14 protein-coding genes are annotated in these 18,906 nt (G+C 72.2%); 7 read left to right on the plus strand and 7 right to left on the minus strand.

From position 1 onward, the window contains the following. Positions 1–86: 86 nt before the first annotated feature. The 3 genes from QQM67_RS01565 to QQM67_RS01575 all read left to right on the plus strand — a co-directional run bounded on the left by QQM67_RS01565 (position 87) and on the right by QQM67_RS01575 (position 5,497). Positions 87–1,760, plus strand: a complete 1,674-nt coding sequence (locus QQM67_RS01565; protein ID WP_314171655.1) for a serine/threonine-protein kinase — start codon at positions 87–89, stop codon at positions 1,758–1,760. 105 nt (positions 1,761–1,865) lie between these two features. Then, positions 1,866–3,536 (plus strand): succinic semialdehyde dehydrogenase, encoded by a 1,671-nt coding sequence (locus tag QQM67_RS01570; protein ID WP_314171656.1) that lies wholly within the window; start codon positions 1,866–1,868, stop codon positions 3,534–3,536. Between the two features lie 122 nt (positions 3,537–3,658). After that, complete coding sequence (locus QQM67_RS01575) at positions 3,659–5,497, plus strand: GMC family oxidoreductase (protein ID WP_314171658.1); 1,839 nt, start codon at positions 3,659–3,661, stop codon at positions 5,495–5,497. 669 nt (positions 5,498–6,166) lie between these two features. Here QQM67_RS01575 and QQM67_RS01580 read toward each other — a convergent pair. After that, complete coding sequence (locus QQM67_RS01580; RefSeq protein WP_314171660.1) at positions 6,167–6,484, minus strand: chorismate mutase; 318 nt, start codon at positions 6,482–6,484, stop codon at positions 6,167–6,169. Positions 6,485–6,966: 482 nt separating this feature from the next. On the opposite strand from QQM67_RS01580, the gene guaA reads away from it, so the two are divergent. Both guaA and QQM67_RS01590 read left to right on the plus strand, forming a co-directional pair. Beyond that, positions 6,967–8,511, plus strand: coding sequence for a glutamine-hydrolyzing GMP synthase (guaA, locus tag QQM67_RS01585; RefSeq protein WP_314172206.1), 1,545 nt, complete (start codon positions 6,967–6,969; stop codon positions 8,509–8,511). Positions 8,512–8,622: 111 nt separating this feature from the next. Next, positions 8,623–9,765, plus strand: coding sequence for a hypothetical protein (locus QQM67_RS01590; protein ID WP_314171662.1), 1,143 nt, complete (start codon positions 8,623–8,625; stop codon positions 9,763–9,765). Positions 9,766–9,963: 198 nt separating this feature from the next. On the opposite strand, the gene QQM67_RS01595 is transcribed toward QQM67_RS01590, so the two are convergent. Then, positions 9,964–10,461 carry a hypothetical protein gene (locus QQM67_RS01595; protein WP_314171664.1) on the minus strand — a complete coding sequence of 166 codons (498 nt, stop codon included), beginning with the start codon at positions 10,459–10,461 and terminating at the stop codon, positions 9,964–9,966. A 161-nt stretch (positions 10,462–10,622) separates the two neighbouring features. Between QQM67_RS01595 and QQM67_RS01600 the strand changes: the two genes are divergently transcribed. Continuing rightward, on the plus strand, positions 10,623–11,696 hold the full coding sequence (locus QQM67_RS01600; RefSeq protein ID WP_314171666.1) for a LysR family transcriptional regulator: 1,074 nt from the start codon (positions 10,623–10,625) through the stop codon (positions 11,694–11,696). A 113-nt stretch (positions 11,697–11,809) separates the two neighbouring features. Here QQM67_RS01600 and QQM67_RS01605 read toward each other — a convergent pair whose 3' ends face one another. Further along, positions 11,810–12,337 carry a DinB family protein gene (locus QQM67_RS01605; protein WP_314171667.1) on the minus strand — a complete coding sequence of 176 codons (528 nt, stop codon included), beginning with the start codon at positions 12,335–12,337 and terminating at the stop codon, positions 11,810–11,812. 157 nt (positions 12,338–12,494) lie between these two features. Further along, positions 12,495–13,133, minus strand: a complete 639-nt coding sequence (locus tag QQM67_RS01610) for a hypothetical protein (RefSeq protein WP_314171668.1) — start codon at positions 13,131–13,133, stop codon at positions 12,495–12,497. Between the two features lie 298 nt (positions 13,134–13,431). Here QQM67_RS01610 and QQM67_RS01615 point away from each other — a divergent pair, with 298 nt between their 5' ends. After that, positions 13,432–15,393, plus strand: a complete 1,962-nt coding sequence (locus QQM67_RS01615; protein ID WP_314171669.1) for a LamG domain-containing protein — start codon at positions 13,432–13,434, stop codon at positions 15,391–15,393. A gap of 76 nt (positions 15,394–15,469) precedes the next feature. Here the strand turns inward: QQM67_RS01615 and QQM67_RS01620 are convergent, their stop codons facing one another. From QQM67_RS01620 to QQM67_RS01630, 3 genes are all read right to left on the minus strand, one after another. After that, positions 15,470–16,345, minus strand: a complete 876-nt coding sequence (locus QQM67_RS01620) for a hypothetical protein (protein WP_314171671.1) — start codon at positions 16,343–16,345, stop codon at positions 15,470–15,472. A 248-nt stretch (positions 16,346–16,593) separates the two neighbouring features. Next, entirely contained in the window at positions 16,594–17,367 is a 774-nt protein-coding gene (locus QQM67_RS01625) for a response regulator transcription factor (RefSeq protein WP_314171673.1), read from the minus strand. Beyond that, entirely contained in the window at positions 17,364–18,761 is a 1,398-nt protein-coding gene (locus QQM67_RS01630; RefSeq protein WP_399064833.1) for a PspC domain-containing protein, read from the minus strand. The genes QQM67_RS01625 and QQM67_RS01630 overlap by 4 nt, the downstream gene beginning before the upstream one ends. Positions 18,762–18,906: the final 145 nt, after the last annotated feature.

Raw genomic sequence — 18,906 nt, forward strand, 5'->3', positions numbered from 1 at the left:
CGTCGCGCGCCGTGTGCACGGAATCCGACGTCACAGGTGGATGACACCGCTGGTGACTTCGTGCCGTGCACGGTAGAAGGTTGGTCATGACCGACAAGGGGGGACCGGTGAACGAGCCGACCAGTTACGGACTGCAACCACCGCAACTGCCGGAGCAGCAAGGCCGGGACGGCACCCCCGCAGCCGGCACCGGGGACAAGTCGACGCAGCGCCTGCACGCCCCCGGTCCGGGCGCCGCCCAGGGCGGCGAGAGCGGCGGCGAGCCCGGCGCGGGCCGCGTCATCGGCGGGCGCTACCGCCTGGAGAACCGCCTCGGTCACGGCGGCATGGGCACCGTATGGCGCGCGCACGACCGGGTCGTGGACCGCGACGTGGCGGTGAAGGAGCCCCGCGTCCCCGACCACGTACCGCATCAGCAGCGGCAGACCATGTACGAGCGGATGCGCCGCGAGGCACGCACGGCCGCCCGCATCGACCATCCGTCCGTCGTCACGATCCACGACGTCGTCGTCGAGGACGACCAGCCGTGGATCGTCATGGAGCTGGTGCAGGGCCAGTCGCTCGGATCCGTACTGGACGAGGGCACGCTGAGCGCCCGCGAGGCCGCGCGCATCGGCCTGGCCGTGGCCGGCGCGCTGGACGCGGCCCACGCCATGGGAGTGCTGCACCGCGATGTGAAGCCCGACAACGTGCTGCTCGGGCGCCATGACCGCGTCGTCCTCACGGACTTCGGCATCGCGCAGGTCGAGGGCGAGCAGAGCCTGACGGAGACCGGCGCGTTCGTCGGCTCGCCCGAGTACGTCGCACCGGAGCGCGTGCTGGGCCAGCGGCCCGGCCCCGAGTCGGACCTGTGGTCGCTGGGCGTGGTGCTGTACTCGGCGACGGAGGGCGTCTCGCCGTTCCGCCGCTCCAACACCCCGGCCACGCTTCAGGCCGTCCTCTCGACGGAGCCGCAGCGCCCGGAGCGCGCCCGCAGCGCCTCCGGCCCCCTGGCGATGCTGCTCATCAGGATGCTGAACAAGCAGCCCGCGGCGCGTCCCGACGCCGGCGAGGTGCGGGCCACGCTCGCCGACGTGGCCCGCCCGGCCCTGAGCCAGCCGAAGCCGTCCGGTGCTGCGGCGGGCGGCGGACTCCGCGGTGTGCTGCGCGAGTTCGGGCGCAGGCTGCGGACCAGCCGCGGCTGGCGGTACGGGACGGGAGGCGCGGTGGTCGCCGCCGCGGCGGCGCTGGCGCTGGTGTTCGTGCTGACGGCGGACGGGGCTCCGTCCGGCTGGACCACGCACGACGAGGACAAGCGCGTCCGCGCCTCGATCGCGGCGCCCGACGACTACGTGCGCAGCGTGGACGAGAGCGCGGTGACCTACAAAGACCCGGGTGACGTCTTCAGCATCGAACTCTCGCGCTCCAGCAAGGACGTCAAGGACAACTCCCTCCAGGAGGCGAACAGCTGGAAGAAGCACTACGAGGACGGCGCCCCTGAGAACTACTCCACGACCATGCAGGACGCCGAGTCCGCGGTGAACGAGGCGACTCAGCAGGGCAAGGAGGCCGCGGACATGGTCACCACCTACCGGGACTACGACAACGGCGGCCCCGACGTCGACCACAGCCTGCACCGGCGGCACGAGCTGATCTACGTCAACGCGGACAACGTCCGCTGGCGGCTCGTCGTCGAGATGCCCGCGAAGGGCGAGAACCGCGACGCGGGTGAGGAGATCTACGCGGACGCGGTGGAGTCACTGGAGATCAACGAGCAGTGACGGACGGGCCGTCGGCGGCCGCCGCGCCAGCGTTCACTGGCAGATTCGGTGAAAGTGGTTACCGCCGGGTATGCAGCGTGTTTCCGTGGTCGTAGTCTCTCTCGCATGACGGACACGCAGGACACCCGAGGCCCCCAGGGCAGCGGCGACGACCGCGTCAGCAGCGGCATCGCGACCGGTGACGGCACTCCCGCGGGCAATCCCGTGGCCCCCGCCCCCGCGGGAGTGCGCACAGCCGCGGACGTCGTCACCGAAGAGCTCGTCTCCCAGCTCACGGAAGGGGTGATCGGCAGCGGCCGTACGTCCAGTCACACCCCCTTCACGGGAGAGAAGCTGGCCGAACTGCCCGAGTCCACGCCCGAGGACGTCGCGTTCGCCTTCCACCGCGCGCGCGAGGCGCAGCGCGCGTGGGCCGCGACGCCCGTGGGCGAGCGGGCCGCGGTCCTGCTGCGCTTCCACGACCTGGTGCTGCGCCGGCAGGACGAGGTGCTGGACCTGATCCAGCTGGAGACGGGCAAGACGCGGCTGCACGCGCACGAGGAGGTGCAGGCGGTCGCCGTCGCCGCCCGCCACTACGGGCGCCGCGCCGCCGCCTATCTGCGTCCCAAGCGGCACACCGGGGCGATCCCCGTGCTCACGAAGGTGACCGAGCACCGTCATCCACGCGGCGTCGTCGGCCAGATCGCGCCGTGGAACTACCCGTTGGAGCTCTCCGTCGGCGACGCGCTGCCCGCCTTCGTCGCGGGCAACGCCGTGGTGATGAAGCCGGACACCGAGACCGCGCTGACCGCGATGTGGGCGCGCCGCCTGCTCATCGAGTCGGGGCTGCCGAAGGACGTGTGGCAGATCGTCATCGGCGAGGGCCACATCATCGGGCCCGCGGTCGTCGAGCGCGGCGACTACGTCTCCTTCACCGGCTCCACCAGGACGGGGCGCGGCGTCGCGCAGAAGGCCGCCGAGCGGCTGGTCGGCGCCTCGCTCGAACTCGGCGGCAAGAACGCCATGATCGTGCTGCCGGACGCCGACCTGGACAAGGCAGCGGCGGGCGCGGTGCGCGGATCGTTCTCGTCCGCGGGCCAGTTGTGCATCTCGATCGAGCGGCTGTACGTGCACGAGTCCGTGGCGGACGCGTTCGTCGAGCGCTTCGTCGCCCGTACGGAGCGAATGCGGCTGGGCTCGGCGCTCGCGTACGGCGCCGACATGGGCTCGCTCGTCTCGCAGAAGCAACTCGACAACGTCTGCCGGCACATCGAGGAGGCGGTCGCCAAGGGCGCGAAGGTGCTCGCGGGCGGGCGCGCCCGGCCGGACGTCGGTCCGCTCTTCCACGAGCCGACGATCCTCGACGGCGTCGAGTCGCCGATGGCCGTGTGCACGGAGGAGACCTTCGGGCCCGTCGTCTCCGTCTACCGCTACGAGGACGTGGACGAGGCGGTCGAGCTCGCCAACTCCACGGCGTACGGCCTGAATTCGAGCGTCTGGGGCCGCGACGGCCGCCGGGCGCGCGAGGTCGCGGCACGGCTGCGCAGCGGAACCGTCAACGTCAACGAGGGCTACGCGGCGGCGTACGGCAGCGTGCAGTCCCCGATGGGCGGCATGGGCGACTCCGGCCTCGGCAGGCGGCACGGCAGCGAGGGCATCCTCAAGTACACCGAGTCGCAGACCGTCGCGCACCAGCGCGTGCTGCCCATGGCGCCGTCCTTCGGCATGAACGACGCGAAGTACGCCAAGTTCATGAGCCTTTCGCTCAAGGCGCTGAAGGCCCTGCGCTTCCGCTGACCGGGCGGTGCGGCCGGGCCGTCCGTCCCGGCCGTCCCGTTCCCGCCCCACTCCGTCCCCGCTTCGTGACCCGCCCTGTACAACCGATCCCCGAACCGCACCACCCGCACCGGAGGTTCACCGTGTCCGAGGAGAACTCCGCCCAGAACGAGGGCGGTTCGTACGACTACGACGTGATTGTCATCGGTTCCGGCTTTGGAGGGTCGGTCTCGGCGCTGCGCCTGACGGAGAAGGGGTACAGCGTCGGAGTGCTGGAGGCGGGACGCCGCTTCACGCGCGAGACCCTGCCGAGGAACTCCTGGGACACGAAGAACTACATCTGGGCCCCCGCCCTGGGCCTCTACGGCATCCAGCGCATCCACGTGCTCAGCAACGTCATGATCCTCGCCGGTGCCGGCGTGGGCGGTGGTTCGCTGAACTACGCCAACACCCTCTACGTGCCGCCCCCCGCGTTCTTCAAGGACCGCCAGTGGGGCCATATCACCGACTGGCAGGAGGAGTTGAAGCCCTTCTACGACCAGGCGCAGCGGATGCTCGGGGTACGCCTCAATCCGACGATGACGCCGTCGGACGAGCATCTGAAGACGACCGCCGAGCGGATGGGCGTCGGCGACACGTTCCATCTCGCCCCGGTCGGCGTCTTCTTCGGCGACGGCAAGGACGCCGACGGCACGGCCACGGCCGAGCCGGGCGGCGAGGTGGAGGACCCGTACTTCGGCGGAGCGGGCCCGTCGCGCAGGGCGTGCTCGGAGTGCGGCGAGTGCATGACGGGCTGCCGCCACGGCGCGAAGAACACCCTCAACGAGAACTACCTCTACCTGGCCGAGAAGGCGGGCGCCGCCGTCCGCCCGATGACGACGGTCCGCGAGGTGGAGGAGCTGCCGGACGGCGAGGGGTTCGCCGTCACCTGCGTCGCGACGGACAAGCGCAAGGGCCCCCGTACGGTGCTGCGCGCCCGCAAGGTCGTGATCGCGGCCGGCACGTACGGCACGCAGACCCTGCTGCACCGCATGCGCGACACCGGAACGCTGCCCCGGCTCTCCGAACGCCTCGGCGAGCTGACCCGCACCAACTCCGAGGCTCTGGTGGGCGCTCAGACCATCGAGCGGCGCTACCGCAAGCAGTGGAAGGACGGCCGGAAGCTCGACTTCACACGCGGCGTGGCCATCACCTCCTCGATCCACCCGAACGAGCACACGCACATCGAGCCCGTCCGCTACGGCAGGGGCTCCAACGCGATGAGCGCGCTGACCACCCTCCAGGTCAACCACGACACCAAGCTGCCCAAGCTGCTGGGGCACCTGGTCACGTGCCTGCGCCATCCGAACCTCTTCCTGCGCTCGCTCTCCGGGCGCAAGTGGTCGGAGCGGATCATCATCGGCCTGGTGATGCAGACGCACGACAACTCCCTGACCACGTACAGGAAGACGAAGGGTCTCGGGAAGGGGCTGCTCACGGCCCGTCAGGGCCACGGTGCGCCCAACCCGGCCTACATACCCGAGGGCGCGGAGGCCGCGCGGCATCTCGCGGACGACATCAACGGCTTCCCCGGCACCAATCTCGGTGAGCTGATGGGCATGCCGCTCACGGCGCACTTCCTCGGCGGCTGCCCGATCGGCGCGGACGCGGACAGCGGCGTCATCGACCCGTACCACCGGCTGTACGGGCACCCGGGCATCTCCGTCGTGGACGGGGCCGCCGTCTCGGCCAACCTGGGCGTCAATCCCGCGCTCACCATCACGGCGCAGGCCGAGCGCGCGATGTCGCTCTGGCCCAACAAGGGTGACGAGGACGCACGGCCCGAACAGGGTTCGGAGTACGTGCGCATGGCTCCGGTGGCGCCCCGGCGGCCGGTGGTGCCGGAGAGCGCGTTCGGTGCCCTGCGGCTGACGGTGCTGCCCGTGCCGGAGGTGCCGTCCAGGAGGCGCGAGGCGGCCCGGGAGGGCGCGGACGCGGAGTAGCCGCCGACGAGCGAGACGTGCGAAGGGCCCCGTGGTGCCGGCCGGGTGGTGGGCGGCGCCGCGGGGCCCTTTGCGTCAGCACGGGCGTCAGGGCAGCGCCCGGGCTGAAGGAGCGGCACCGGGGGGTAGTGCCGCCTGGCCGCGTCCGGAACTGCGGCAGCACGCCGCAGCCCGTCAACGGTCGGGTCGTGAAAGGGAGTTCGTGTGCATCGTGGTGGATGCGCACGTGGTGCGCAAGGCGTCGCGCGCACACGGTCACGGCATCCGTACCGGCTGGCCGGAACTTTTACCGTCGGCCGAAAATCTCCCGAGAATCTTCCTGGATCGGGTTTCCCGGATCCGGTGACCCTTCCGCGGAGCGGCCGGTCCAGGGCGTCCCCGGGACCGGCCACTCTCTCCCCGAGCGGGGAGAGTTGTGACCGGGCTGCTGTCCCCTGCTGACCGGTCACGCGCGCCGGAGCGAGGTCCCACGACACTTCCGCCTCCGCCCACGGGAGGAACGGGCGTCTCATCGCTGCGATGGCGCGGCCCCGAACCACCGGACGTCCGGCGGGTTTTCGGGGTCACCGGGACCAACGAAGCTCCTCACGGGGCGGTCACGCACCGTACGGGTGACCGCTGCGCTGCGGACTTGCCGTGCGGTGCGAACGCATCGCGCACGCCGCGTGCTCACAACTGCCCGCGGCACAGCGCCAGAAGGGTCATCGCGAGCTGTGTGCCGGGGCGGCCGAGCTCGGCGCGGTAGCGGTCGAGGATCTCCATCTCGCGGGCGAGATGCACGCGCCGGCCGCCCGCTTCGATGCGCGCACGCTGGATTCCCGCCGAGACCGTTCTGCGCTCCTGGACGAGCGCGATGATGCGGGCGTCCAGCTCGTCGACGCGGGAGCGGGCGCCGGCGGCCGCGTCGTCGCCGCCGTCCTCACCGCGCTGTGCTGGGGCGCCCGGCTTCGCCGGGCCGGTCGTGGTGCCGGCTGCTTCGGTGCTCATGATCTTCTTGTCTCCGTCCTGGGGGCTCGTGTGGTTCTCGTACGTACGGAGCCCTGGACCTCGCGGCCCGCGGGAGCGGAAACGGCAGAGCGCCCCGGGCCTCGATCGGCCCGGGGCGCCCGGCAAGTCGCTCGTCAGTGGATCAAGCAGCTCGACCATGGCAGCCGGACGGGCCGGTGCCATAGGTAAACCAGAAGCTGGTCGTGACGTGCTGCTCGAACATGCTGGACAGTATGCACGGGCCCCGCACCGAGGCCAAGCCGGGGGCCCGCCGGTGCCCGTTAGAATCGGCCGTACGAAGCGAGCACGTGCTCTGCGCTCAGTGCGGCGTCCGCGCGCCGCCCCCACGCTCCCGTACGACTCCCGCACCACCCGCCGTAAGGCCGAAAGGCAGCAGCTCCGTGGCATCAGCGCCCGCCCCCCGGGGCACAGGCTCCCCGGAATCCGCCTCCGCCGCACAGGACGCTCCGGAGACGGTCCTCGTGGTCGACTTCGGCGCCCAGTACGCGCAGCTCATCGCGCGCCGCGTGCGCGAGGCGCGCATCTACAGCGAGGTCGTCCCGTCCACGATGCCGGTGGCGGAGATGCTCGCCCGCAAGCCGAAGGCGGTCATCCTCTCCGGCGGCCCCTCGTCCGTGTACGAGGAGGACGCACCGTCCCTCGACGCCTCGCTCTTCGACGCCGGAGTCCCCGTACTCGGCCTGTGCTACGGCTTCCAGCTGATGGCGCAGTCGCTGGGCGGCACGGTCGACAACACCGGCAGCCGTGAGTACGGGCGCACGGATCTGTCCGTCTCCAAGAGCGCCTCCACCCTCTTCGAGGGCACCCCCGCGCATCAGCAGGTGTGGATGTCGCACGGCGACGCCTGCTCGGCCGCTCCCGAGGGCTTCACCGTGACCGCGTCCACGGACACGGTCCCCGTCGCCGCGTTCGAGAACGACGAGCGCAGGCTCTACGGCGTCCAGTACCACCCCGAGGTGATGCACTCCACGCACGGACAGCAGGTACTGGAGCACTTTCTCTACCGGGGCGCGGGCCTCTCCCCGACCTGGACGACAGCGAGCATCGTCGACGAGCAGGTCGCCGCGATCCGGGAGCGCGTCGGCGGCAAGCGCGCCATCTGCGGGCTGTCGGGAGGCGTGGACTCCGCGGTCGCGGCCGCCCTCGTCCACAAGGCCGTCGGCACGCAGCTGACGTGTGTGTACGTGGACCACGGGCTGATGCGCAAGGGCGAGACGGAGCAGGTGGAGAAGGACTTCGTCGCGGCCACGGGAGTGCGGCTGAAGGTCGTCGACGCCGCCGACCGCTTCATCTCCGCGCTGGCCGGTGCCTCCGACCCGGAGCAGAAGCGGAAGATCATCGGGCGTGAGTTCATCCGGGTCTTCGAGCAGGCGCAGGCCGAGCTCGTCGCCGAGGCGGGCGCGGCGGGGGAGGACGTCGCCTTCCTCGTGCAGGGCACCCTCTACCCCGACGTCGTCGAGTCCGGCGGCGGCACCGGCGCCGCCAACATCAAGTCGCACCACAACGTGGGCGGGCTCCCCGAGGACCTGGACTTCGAGCTGGTCGAGCCGCTGCGCAAGCTCTTCAAGGACGAGGTGCGCATGGTCGGCCAGGAGCTGGGCCTCCCGGAGGAGATCGTCCAGCGTCAGCCGTTCCCCGGCCCCGGCCTGGGCATCCGCATCATCGGCGAGGTCACGCGCGAGCGCCTCGACGTGCTGCGTGAGGCCGACGCCATCGCCCGCGAGGAGCTGACGGCCGCCGGCCTGGACAGGGAGATCTGGCAGTGCCCGGTCGTGCTGCTGGCCGACATCCGCTCGGTGGGCGTGCAGGGCGACGGGCGCACGTACGGACATCCCGTGGTGCTGCGCCCCGTCTCCTCCGAGGACGCCATGACCGCGGACTGGTCGCGCCTGCCGTACGACGTGCTGGCCCGCATCTCCACCCGCATCACCAACGAGGTCCCGGGCGTCAATCGCGTCGCCCTCGACATCACGAGCAAGCCGCCGGGGACGATCGAGTGGGAGTGAGCGAGGCGCGGGCCGCGGGCCGTCGCCTGTCTACGTGGTGCGCTCGCACATTCCTCTGACGCAGCGCCGACGATCTCAGGCGAGAGTCGCCCACGGCGGTAGTTTGCCTGGGTGACGGATATCGGGGGGCGGCCTCGCCGCCGCGACGGGCGGAAGCGGATCATCGGGGCCGTGGCCGCCGGACTCGTGGTGCTCGGCGTCGTCGCGGCGATCATCGAGCCGTACGCCAACGACTGGTGGGTCGCCCGCAACGCGTGCGGCGGTGCCCTGCCCGAGGGCGTCCTCGAGGACATGGGCGCGAAGCCCATGGACGACGACAGGCATCTGTACCGGCACGAGGACGAGGTCGACGGGCAGCTCGGCCGCTACCGGTGCGAGGTGAACGACGGGGACTCCGGCCGCGGCTACCGCTTCCGTGCCTCGGCCTACACCGCGCAGGAGGACGTGCGGCGGCACCTCTCCCGCGACTTCTCCGGCCACGAGCCGGCCCGGCTGGCGCTGCCCGAGGGGCTCCCCGGATACGAGTCGCAGCGCGGCGACCTCGTCCTGACGCTCGACTGCCCCCAGCTCGGCAAGGGCGCGGACGGGAGATCGCGGAAGCTCCACACGAGGGCTCATGTCCCGGGCTACTTCGGCGACGACGAGTCCGGGGACGAGCCCGGCGCGGGCGCGTCCTATGACGCGGGTGCGCGCGCCGCGGTCGCCTTCGCCAACAAGGCCTCGCAGAACCTGCGTTGCGGTGCCGAGCCGCTGTCCGTTCCCGAGAAGGTGGCCAGGCCGGAGCCGGTGCCGCTGCGGCAGACCGCCGGAACTCCCTGCGCGGTGCTCGCCCGTGCGCCGCTCAGGCCGGAGCGCGCGTGGAGCGCGGAGGTACGGATGTCGAGGAGTGCGCCCGTCGGAAGCTGCCTGGTGGAGCGCAACGGCCACGGCACCGGATCCGGCCAGGTCGCGGAGGGGACGGAAGCGCTCGATCTCACGGCGTTCCACGGCGAGTTCGCCGACGGCCTGTGGAGGGCCGGCGGCCGGGAGAAGCCGTGGGTGAGCGGCTCGCAGGGCTGGGCCACCGCGCGCTGCCACGGTACGGACGCCGCCTTCCGCATCCGCGCGCTGGGCGGTGACGGCGAGGCGCCGGTGCTGAGCGCCGGGAAGATGCGGTCTCTGCTCGCCGGGTTCGCCGAGCAGCAGGCCGCCCGCCGGGGGTGCTCGGAGCCGCACGTACCGTCGCGGGTGACGGCCGAGCGGCCCGCGGGCTGACGGTGTGCCGTCAGGCGTTCCTGCCGTGCCTCTGCCGGCGCTCCTGCCGGTGCGGCCTGCCCCCAAGTGCCGTGTCCCCGGCCCGGGTTGCGGGACGGGGACACGGTCGTGCACACCGCTCCGGGACCGTTCAGCTCGGTTCAGCCCGGCCCGGACCGGTTCGGTTCACCTCGGTCTGCTCGGACAGGCAGAGTCGGCTCAGCAGGGCTTGATCTTCCAGACCGGGGTCCAGGACGCCGTGCCGGTGTCCTTGGCCCTGTTCGTCCAGCGCAGGCTCCCGTTCCGGTTGTAGAAGCGTGCGACGGTGCCCGTGGTCTGGTTGTTGTTGAACGTGCCGTCGCCGATTCCGTAGAAGTTGTACGTGCCGCAGCGGTAGTAGTCGTACCTCTGGCCGCGTCCGTCGACGATGCACAGATGGCCGTGAGCGCACGACGGGGCGCGGACGGCGGAGGAGTTCCCCTGGCCGCGGGCGGGGAAGGTGACGGTTCCCCCGTTGAACGCGACCTTGTCCGCGGAGACTTGGCGTGCTCCCGCGTCCTTGGCCAGGTAGCTGTCCACCTGCCGCTGGAGCTGCTGCGCCTGGCTGCCGGAGTCCTGCTGCGGCGCCGCGGACGCGGTTCCGGCCAGGACCGTGCCGCCGGCTAGGGCGGCCGCCGCGGTCATGACCGCCAGGGCCTTGCGCGGTGACTTCTTCACTGTGTTCCCCCTTCGAGTGGGCTCTCCGGCGCCGCCCACTTGATGGCGGACCGTCCCGGAGACGTCACTCATCGTGCTTGTATGGCAGGTGCTGATGAAAGGGAAAACTCAGGCCGTTGTAGCGCAAATTGATACAGGATTCGGTATGGGGGGCATACGGGGTGGAACAGTCGAGCGGCAGTGGGGACCGTAAGACATCAACTGGGGGGAACGATCCGAGTGTTCATCAACTGCGCCTGTTCCTGGCGCTGGCGGAGGAGCTCCACTTCGGCCAGGCGGCCAGACGGATGTTCATCAGCCAGCCCGCGTTCAGCAGACAGATCACCGCGCTCGAACGGCGCATGGGACTCGGCCTGTTGGACCGCTCCACGCGCCGGGTCGAGCTGACGCCGGAGGGCCGCGCACTGCTGCCGGCGGCCCGTGCGGCCGTCGAGGCGGCGGACCGGCTGCGGCGGGCCGCCGAGCTCCAGGCGCGGCGCGTGAGCGGGCGGTTGCGCGTGGGGTTCATCGGGGCGGAGGCGGCGATGCCGTACACGCAGGAGATCCTCGCGGAGTTCCGCGCGCGGAATCCCGAGTGCGCCGTGGAGATGTGCGGCCTGGACTTCGCCGGCCAGGTCGAGGCGCTGACGGGCGGCGAGGTGGACGCGGCGTTCCTGCGCCCGCCGCTGCCCGCGGGCATTCGCACGCTCCAACTGGCCGCCGAGCCGCGGGTGGTGTGCCTGCCGGCCGGTGATCCGCTGCTGTCGCTGCCGCGCCCGCTGAGCCTGTGCGATCTCGCGGGCCGCGTGTTCGTCGACGTGGCGGGCGAGTCGGTGCGCGAGTGGTGGGATCACTGGACGGTCAACCCGCGGCCCGACGGCACCCCTGTGCGCTTCGGCCCGGTCGTGACGGATCTGGAGCCGCTGCTCCTCGCGGTGGCGCAGGGTGAGGGAATCGCTCTGCTGCCCGCCGCCGCCCGCGAGTTGTATCCGCGCCGGGGGCTCGCGTACGCCGACATCCCCGGCCTCGCACCGGTCACGGCCGCGCTCGCCTGGCTGCCCGCGCGGAGCGAGTACCGGGGCGTGGCGGCGCTGCGGCAGGCGGCGCGCACGGTGCTGCGCGCGGGCGCGGGCGGGCGTGACGCCCGCGGCAACGGCGGTGGTACGGGCCGGAGTCCGGGGAGTGCGAAGCCCGGCGGGGGAGGCGCCTCCGCGCGGCGGGTGCGGCTTCCCGGGCAGCGGCGGCCGATGGTGTGAGAGGGCGCCGGGCTGCCCTGCGGCATAGGGCCGCCCGGCGTGGCCGGACGGATGAGTGACGTACGGGGGCGGGGCGGCGTGTGCCGGGCACTTCGCGTGCCCGGCACGCTCGTTCAGCTGCCCGTGGTGCCGTCGATGCGCTCGCGGAGCAGGTCCGCATGGCCGTTGTGCCGCGCGTACTCCTCGATCAGGTGCACCAGAATCCAGCGCAGCGACACACTGTCGGCGCCCATGATCGCGACGGCCTCCTCCGGGAGCGGCCCGGAGTCGTCGAGGGAGGCGTTGGCGATCAGCTCGCGGCCCCGCTCGACCTCACCGTGCCATGCGGCCATCGCCTCGGCCATGCCGTTCTCGGGATCGAGCGTGAATCCGTCCCGGCCCTCCCCGTACAGCCGCGGCACGTCCTGACCCGCGAAGATCCGCTGGAACCAGTTGCGTTCGACTTCCGCCATGTGCTGCACGAGACCCAGCAGCGTCATCTCGGACGGCTCCGCGGCCTTCTCGCGCAGCTGACCGTCGTCCAGGTCGGCGCACTTGAGGGTGAGGGTGGCGCGGTGGAAGTCCAACCAGCCCTCCAGCATGGTCCGTTCGTCCGCGTGCGCGGCGGGGATGGGGCGCCCGTCCGGTGTCGTGGTGGTCATGGACCCAGCCTTGCACGGCCCTTCGGGCCGTCGACGCGTCGGCCTTTTCCGGCAGCCCGGGTGCGGCTCCCGGCCCCCGCTCCCGTCCGCTCTCGTCCGCTCTCGTCCCGATGAGTTCCGGTGCCGGCCGGTAGACGGCGACGGGACGACGGCGTGATCAGGCGGTGGCCCGGCCGGCCGGCGGCCCCGCCGGCCGCGTCGGCCGCGCCGCCGCCCACGTCAGCAGAGCGAAGCCGAGCGCGAAGCCCAGCATCGTCACCACCCCGCGGGGAAAGAAGATGTGGCTGTCGAGGAAGGACCAGCAGCACACCAGCAGAACCGCCGTTCCCGGCAGCACGCGCGCCCCGTACCGGACGAACAGCGCGACGGAGGCCGCGATCACCGCGGCGGTCAGGCACCACACGCCCGCCTGCCCGAGCGCGTCGCCGGTGTCGAAGATCGGGTTGACGACTCTGCGCCGGTCCGCGCCGCCGTGCTGCTCGGCGATGCCCGCCCCGATGCCGGCGACGGCGTCGAGCCCGGTGTAGAAGACCGCGTAGCCCAACGCTCCGGCCCATGCGACGACCGTGGCCACGCCCGTCACGTCCCGCCGTGGCCGCCCCCACAGCGGGACCAGCACACCCAGCGCCAGCAGCGGCCAGACGGGCAGCAGCCAGATGTGCATCTCGGCCCACATTGCCGCGTTGTGCGGACGCAGCCCGCCGGGGTGCCCGAGCCCGAACCCGGCCAGCACGAGGGGCGCGACGGCGACGAGCGCGATGTCGCGGACGAGGATCTTCCGGCTCCGGGCGGGCATGGTCGTGATGGTAGGGCGGCCATGCCCTCCGCGGGAGGCCTGCCGGCGGCCGTCACAGAAGCGAAAGAACTACGGCGCACGGGGGCGTGCACGCTGACGGCGCCGAACTCCCGCCTTGTTCATGGTTGTTCGTAAATGTTCGCAATCGCAGCGGCCTTTTCCGGCCTCTTCCGTCGGGCTGGGCGATGGAGCCGATTCGGCCTCCGGCACGTCGTATCCTCGTACTGTTATCGGCTATGCACTCTGAGCATCCGTCTCGTGACAGAGACGCCGTCGAATCTGGGGAATGAACGAACGGATGGAATGTGCGCGACTGTCAGACGCGGAACTCCTCCCGCTGCTGCGGGAGGAGGGCGAACCGCGCCGTGACGCGCTGCGCGAGCTGGAGCGCCGCCACTTCCATGCCGTGAGGGACTTCGCGGCGGTGTGCACCGTCAGCGAGGAGGCCGCCCGCGAGCTGGCCGACAACGCGTGGGTGCGGGCGACGACGTTACGGGAGGGCACGCGCGTCGGCGCGATGCGCCCGCATGCCCTGTGCTCGGTGCTGCGCACGACCGCCGACTGGGCCGGCACGGCCAAACGTGAAGAGCTGCACGACGAGTTGGTCGGCTGGATCCAGAGCTATGTCTCGGAGGGACGGGGCGACTCCTCGGCGGACGACTTCCCCCGTACGTCCATGGCGGCGCGGGCCTTCGGCTCCCTTCCGGACCACAGCCAGACGGTGCTGTGGCACTACGCGGTCGAGTACGACGGCGTCGCGAGGATCGACCAGCTGCTCGGCGGCGGGACCGACGAGGTCTCGGTGCTCAACAGGCGTGCGCGCAGGGAGTTCTACAACGCCTACGTCCGCATCCACGAGGAAGAGCTCAGGGACGAGGACTGCCGTCGCCACCAGCGCACGCTGCTCGCGTACGCCGACCAGAAGTCGATCGAGACCGCCGCGGACCTGATGCCGCACCTGGAGCGGTGCCGGCACTGCTCGCAGGCGGTCGACGACCTCGGGCTGATGCATGTGCACTGCGGGGCGCTGCTGGCGGAGGCGCTGCTGCCGTGGGGCGGGCCCGAGTACGCCGCGTCCACGCTGCCGTCGCCCGCCGGGGGCGCGGCGCGGGCGGCGCACGGGGCCGAGGAGGAGACGCGTGACGGGTCCGCTGCCGCCGCGGCGTCCGCCGGTGCCCGCGGTGAGCGCTCGTACGAGGGCCGACTGACCGACAGGCTCCGGGAGTTGACGCGCCGCAGGGTGGACGGACTCGCGGCCGGCGGGTTCATGGCCGGGCTCCCCGGCAGGCTCCGCGGGCTGTCACCGGGTACCGGCGCCGACGGTCCGCGGCCCGGGGACGGGAAGAGACGGCATCAGACCAAGCGCGCCGTGCAGAGCGCGGCCGTCGTCGCCGCGTGCTCGCTCGTCGTGGCCGCCGCGTACTCCGGAGGCTTCGGATTCGGCTCGCCGCAGAGCAGCGAATCGCCCCCGGCGCAGGGCGCGTCGCAGGCGCCCGTGCCGCCGCCGCGCTCCTCACCGACCACGGCGACCGCCACCGCCACCTCGACCGTCACGGCGACGGAGACCGCTCCGCCCCCGAGGGGCGGCGGCCGTCCGGGCGGCTCTGCCGAGCCGAGCGGCGTCCCGCCCGTGGACGCCGCGCTGGAGTGGCTCTTCGACAGGGTCGACGGTGCGACGGCGGCGGACAGTTCGGCCAACAACATCATCGGCAACCTCTTCGGCGACCCGCTGCCGAGGCTCGTGAACGGAGCGCTGGAGTTCAACGGGTCGCAGGACGTCTCCTCGGAGGGCCATGTGCTCGACACGGAGCGCAGCTTCTCCGTCTCCGCCCGCGTGAAGCTGCTGGACAAGGGCGGCACCCAGACCGTGATCAGCCAGGACGGCTACGAGGTCAGCGGGTTCGCGCTCCAGTACGACGCGGAAGAGGACCGCTGGTCGATGGGCATCCGCGACGACGACGCGCAGGACGTCGGGACGGACGTCGCGCTCTCCGACTCCCCTCCCCAGCCCGGCGCTTGGACATCCCTGACCGGGGTCTACGACGACCCGGGCAATCAGATCCGCCTTTACGTCGACGGCAAGCTCCAGGACACGGTCACGCACGACGGCGACTGGCCGGCGGACGGCGACTTCACGGTCGGCCGCGGGCTGCTGGCCGGGGGACCCTTCCAGGGGTTCAGGGGAACGGTCGACGATGTGCGGGCCTTCGACCGCGCGCTCTCGGGCCGTGAGGCACGCGCCCTCGCGGGCGGTTCCTGACGCAGGGCCCGGCTCCGGCCCGGCCCTGCTGGGTCTGCTGGGCCTGCTGGGCCTGCTGGGTCTGAGCGAAGGATCTCTAGTCGCCCTGCCAGGTGAGGGTTTCGCGGCTGCCCTCGTCCCATTCGACGGTGAGTTCGTCGTCGGTGCGGGTGGAATCGCCCGCGATGTAGTTCTTCTCGTGCGGTTCGCCGCACTGGAGCGCCATGCGGAAGACCGCTCCGGCCCGGCGCTCGTCGCCGATCCCGAAGCAGGAGCCCTCGCCGCCGGGATCGGTGTACGAGACGGAGTTCTTGCCCTCGGCCCGGCCCGAGCGGAGCTTCCCGCCTATCGTCAGCTTCTTCCCGCCGCCGGCCAGCCAGCGCCCTTCGAAGCCGGTCTTCTCCGCCGCCCCCTCGCCGGACTGCCGCCCGCCACCGCCCTCCGGGCCCTTGTCCTGCTGCTGCTCCGAACCGGGCTCCGAACCCGGCTCCGAACCGGCCTTCGGCGGGGCGCCGTTCTCCGGCTGCGCCGCGCCGCTCGCACCGCCGCCGCCCTGCCCAGCGGACATGTAGTAGACACCGCCGGCCGCGAGGAGCATCGCGAGGATCGTGCCCGCCAGGAGCACCATGAGCTTCGTCTTCGAACGGTGGGCCCGCTGCGGTCCCATCGGCGCGTAGTCGTACGCGGTGGGCTGGCCGTCGTCCCAGTACGCACCCTCGTATCCGTACGGCGGCGCGGGCGCTTCCTGCCAGGAGGGCTGCTGCGGGGGGAGCGGAGGCTCGGGCGGCGGCGCCGGGGGGAGTCGCTGCGTCGCCGTGTCCCAGTACCCGAACCCGGCGGTCGGCGGCTGCGGCGGAGGCTGCTGCCGCGGCTGCAACTGCCTGGGCGGCGGCTGCTGCGGCACCGGCGGCGGGGGAGGCCGCCGGCCCCCGTAGCGAGGACTGCCGTAACCGTCCTGCGGTGGCTGAGTCATAGCGAACACACCTCTGCGCACGTGCCCGCAGCCGCCAAGAGCCCCAGCTCACCAGGTGGCCCGAAATCCCCCCGGGTCGGCCTCAGTCGGTTACGAGCCCGCCGCTCCTACACGACAAGTGAGCGGGCCACGCGACCTATCTTCCGTCATTGTGACGTTTGCCCGCAGGCGAAACCAGAGCCTGTGTGCGGTACATCCGGCCCGGCCGGGGACCGCCGCCGAACCCCCTGCCGGACATGGCGGCGAGGTCAGACCAGGCGCCGGGCGGCGGCCCAGCGGGTGAGTTCGTGGCGGTTGGAGAGCTGGAGCTTGCGCAGCACAGCGGAGACGTGGGACTCGACCGTCTTCACGGAGATGAAGAGCTGCTTGCCCACTTCCTTGTACGCGTAGCCCCGGGCGATCAGCCGCAGCACCTCGCGCTCGCGCTGGGTAAGGCGGTCGAGGTCCTCGTCGATCGGCGGGGCGTCGGTGGAGGCGAAGGCGTCCAGGACGAAGCCCGCGAGGCGCGGAGAGAAGACGGCGTCGCCGTCGGAGACGCGGAAGATCGCGTCGACGAGGTCGGCGCCGGTGATGGTCTTGGTGACGTAGCCGCGGGCTCCACCGCGGATGACGCCGATGACGTCCTCCGCCGCGTCCGACACGGAGAGCGCCAGGAAGCGGACGGGGGAGTCCGCGGCGCCCATCAGCGAGGCGCTGCGGCGCAGGACCTCGACGCCGCCTCCGCCCGGGAGGTGGACGTCCAGCAGGACGACGTCGGGGCGGGTGGCGGTGATGACGGAGACGGCCTGTTCCACGTCTCCGGCCTCGCCGACGACGTCGACCCCCGTCTCATCCGTGCGCCCGATCTCCGCTTGGACGCCCGCGCGGAACATCCGGTGGTCGTCGACGAGGACCACCTTGACCTGGCGGGACCCGCTCGAAGCCGCGCCTGCCGCGCCTGCCGCGTCGCCCGTGGACGCGGCGCCCTCGCCTGTGCCCGCGCCGGTGCTGTCGCCCGCGCCGCCTGGTGTCTCGTCCGTCACGACTGAGCCGCCCTCTCCATCTCCAGCTCCACCTCTGTCCCCTCTCCGGGCGCCGACCGCAGCCGCGCCGTGCCCCCGTGCCGCGCCATGCGGCCGATGATGGACTCGCGCACGCCCATCCGGTCCTCCGGGACCGCGTCGGGGTCGAAGCCCGGACCGCGGTCGCGCACCGAGACGAAGACCGTGCGGCCCTCCACCTCCGCGAAGACCTGGACGGCGCCCCCTCCCCCATGGCCTCCGGCATGGGTGGTGCCCCCAGCACCGTACTTGGCGGCGTTCACCATCGCCTCGCGCGCGGCCTGAATCTGTGCGTTCAGGCCGTCGTCGAGCGGGCAGTCGCCGACGCAGACGACCTCGATCGGGACGCCGTGGTGGTCCTCGACCTCGGCCGCCGTCGCCTTGACCGCCGCGGAGAGGGTCTGCGGCTTCTGCTCCTCGTCCTCGCCCTTCCCGCGCGGCTTGTACAGCCACTCGCGCAGCTCGCGCTCCTGCGCGCGGGCGAGGCGGGCCACTTCGCGCGGGTCGTCCGCGCTGCGCTGGATCAGGGTGAGCGTGTGCAGCACGGAGTCGTGTACGTGCGCGGCGACTTCGGCCCTCTCCTGTGCGCGGATCCGCATCAGGCGCTCCTCGGAGAGGTCCTGCATCATCCGTACGAGGTACGGGCCCGCGAGCAGCGCGACACCGACGAGGACCGCGAGCGCGGCTTGCAGCACCGGGCCGAGATGCCGCGCCGAGCCCTGTACGACGACGATTCCGCTCACGCCGACCGCCACCAGCACCACACCCGCCGCGCTGCGGGCGATCGGCACGAGCCCGCGCCGGCGGGTGACTTCGGCCCAGTGCGCGCGGCGGGCGTCGTCGGCCTGGCGCCAGACCAGCACGACGCCGAGACCGATCAGCAGCACCGGCCACAGATACGTGTTGACCCGCCCGAACTGCATGTTGTCGGCGATCACCGCCGCGCCCACGAGCAGGGCCAGCACGGCGAAGACCTGGCCCTTGTCGGGCTTGCGCACGCGCAGCCGCGTCCAGCCGTCGGTGCCGTGCCGCTCGCCGCCGGGTGCGGTGGTGCCGGGCGCGGTCGTGCCGGGTGCGCCGCCCCTCCGGCCGGAGCCGACGCCTCCGGTGCCGAGCGGTACCACGAACCAGAACGCCAGGTAGAGCAGCACGCCCAGGCCGTCAGTCACGGTGAGGGCGATGAAGACGATGCGGACCCAGGCGACCGGCAGCCCCAAGTGCCCGGCCAGGCCCCGCGCGACGCCGCCGAGCATGCGGCCCTCGGCGCTGCGGTAGAGCTTGCGCAGCGGGGGCCGCTCGTCGTGCTCCGCGTCGTCGCCGGAGGGCATACCGCTGCCTGCCGCGTGTGCGGCGGCGGCCTGCGGGGCGGGGGTCATGCACCGATCGTCACACGTTCGGATGGAGCGGGGCATCAGGGTGGACCCTGATCCCTCCCCGTATGCGGGCGGGAGAGAGCGGTGCCGGGCGCCGCGCGGACGCTGTTCGGGGCCCGAGCCCGAATCAGGGTCCTGTAGGGGACGG

Origin of the sequence: Streptomyces winkii (assembly GCF_032248595.1) — a bacterium.
Taxonomy (GTDB): Bacteria; Actinomycetota; Actinomycetes; order Streptomycetales; family Streptomycetaceae; genus Streptomyces; species Streptomyces winkii.

Excerpts from the sequence above, each read along its gene's own strand:
- QQM67_RS01565 (WP_314171655.1), top strand. The coding sequence starts at position 87 with ATGACCGACAAGGGGGGACCGGTGAACGAGCCGACCAGTTACGGACTG.
- QQM67_RS01570 (WP_314171656.1), top strand. The coding sequence starts at position 1,866 with ATGACGGACACGCAGGACACCCGAGGCCCCCAGGGCAGCGGCGACGAC.
- QQM67_RS01580 (WP_314171660.1), bottom strand. The coding sequence starts at position 6,484 with ATGAGCACCGAAGCAGCCGGCACCACGACCGGCCCGGCGAAGCCGGGC.
- QQM67_RS01605 (WP_314171667.1), bottom strand. The coding sequence starts at position 12,337 with ATGACCACCACGACACCGGACGGGCGCCCCATCCCCGCCGCGCACGCG.
- QQM67_RS01610 (WP_314171668.1), bottom strand. The coding sequence starts at position 13,133 with ATGCCCGCCCGGAGCCGGAAGATCCTCGTCCGCGACATCGCGCTCGTC.
- QQM67_RS01615 (WP_314171669.1), top strand. The coding sequence starts at position 13,432 with ATGGAATGTGCGCGACTGTCAGACGCGGAACTCCTCCCGCTGCTGCGG.
- QQM67_RS01620 (WP_314171671.1), bottom strand. The coding sequence starts at position 16,345 with ATGACTCAGCCACCGCAGGACGGTTACGGCAGTCCTCGCTACGGGGGC.
- QQM67_RS01630 (WP_399064833.1), bottom strand. The coding sequence starts at position 18,761 with ATGACCCCCGCCCCGCAGGCCGCCGCCGCACACGCGGCAGGCAGCGGT.